The organism is Arthrobacter sp. TS-15 (genome assembly GCF_006964045.1).
Classification (GTDB): domain Bacteria; phylum Actinomycetota; class Actinomycetes; order Actinomycetales; family Micrococcaceae; genus Arthrobacter.
The window spans coordinates 1-1180 of record NZ_SDXQ01000143.1; the positions used below are offsets into that span (position 1 = coordinate 1).

A 1180-nucleotide genomic window follows, 5' to 3' on the forward strand; every position below is an offset into this window, starting at 1 on the left:
GTAACCAGGTGCCGCTGGTCGCCGACCAGAGCTGCGCCAATGCGCGGCATCTCGCCCGGCTGCTGCAGAGTAGCAACCGGGACGCAACCCGGGTGGTCCTCCACGGCCCCCGTGACCAACGGACGCAACTGCTCCAGACCTGTCTCGCACTCGGTGTTCCCGTGGTCCTCTGGGATCGCGAGGCCGACTGCTACGACGACGCCGCAAGGCTGCAGCAGTTGGATCCCACCGGTCCGCTGGCCGAGCTCCCCGAGCGTGTCCGTGTGGTCCGGGGAGAGGTATTCGACTCCCAGGAGGCGACTCTGCCCCGCCCTGCGCTGGTGTGGGAGGAAGACCGCCCCCCGGAGCCGCAGTCGCTGCAACTGAGGGACCCCAGGAAAGGAACTCACGCCTCATGACGACGACAGAGCCCGGGACCGGCCACCGTCCCGCGATGCCCGACGGCACATGGCGGCTGTTCCGCGGTGACGGGGACTCCCGCGAGGTCGCGTTCCCTCCAGCCCCGCCGTGGCGCCGGTTCGACCCGGAAGAGCCGTTGCCACATCACCCTGCCGCCCGTCCCCTGCCGTATCTCATCACCAGCGACGAGGTCGACATCGTCAATGCGGCGCTCCACCTGCGACGGCCCCTGCTGGTGACCGGCCACCCCGGTACCGGCAAGTCTTCCCTCGCCCACGCCATCGCGCACGAACTCACCCTCGGCCGCGTCCTGCGCTGGCCGGTCAACAGCCGCTCCACCCTGCAGGACGCCCTCTACCAGTACGACGCCGTCGGTCGCCTGCGCGAGGCCAATCTGCGCCGCGACTCGGACGATCGGGAACCGGGCATCGGCCAGTACGTCCGCCTCGGCGCCCTGGGCAACGCCCTCGTTCCCCGGGAACAGCCCAGGGTGCTGCTGATCGACGAACTGGACAAAGGCGACGTCGACCTGCCGAACGATCTGCTCACGGTCTTCGAGGAAGGCGAGTTCACCATCCCGGAGCTCACCCGCCTGTCCGAGGACCACGCCCCAGTGCATGTCCAGACAGACGACCCGGACACCCCTGCCGCCGTCCTGAGGGGGCGCGTCCGCTGCCGGGAATTCCCCATCGTGGTCATCACCAGCAACGGCGAACGCGACTTCCCTCCCGCCTTCCTCAGGCGCTGCGTACGTCTCGACCTCCCCGAGCCCACGAGACTA

The 1180-nt window shown here is 69.3% G+C and carries 2 protein-coding genes; both read left to right on the forward strand.

Annotation, left to right across the window (positions count from 1 at the left end):
• Nucleotides 1-398, forward strand: a 398-nt coding sequence (locus tag EU811_RS23675) for a VMAP-C domain-containing protein (protein ID WP_202979365.1), incomplete at its 5' end; no start/stop codon positions are given.
• Nucleotides 395-1180 (forward strand): AAA family ATPase (locus tag EU811_RS23380; protein ID WP_142940608.1); only part of this gene is annotated, 786 nt, incomplete at its 3' end. The genes EU811_RS23675 and EU811_RS23380, both read left to right, overlap by 4 nt.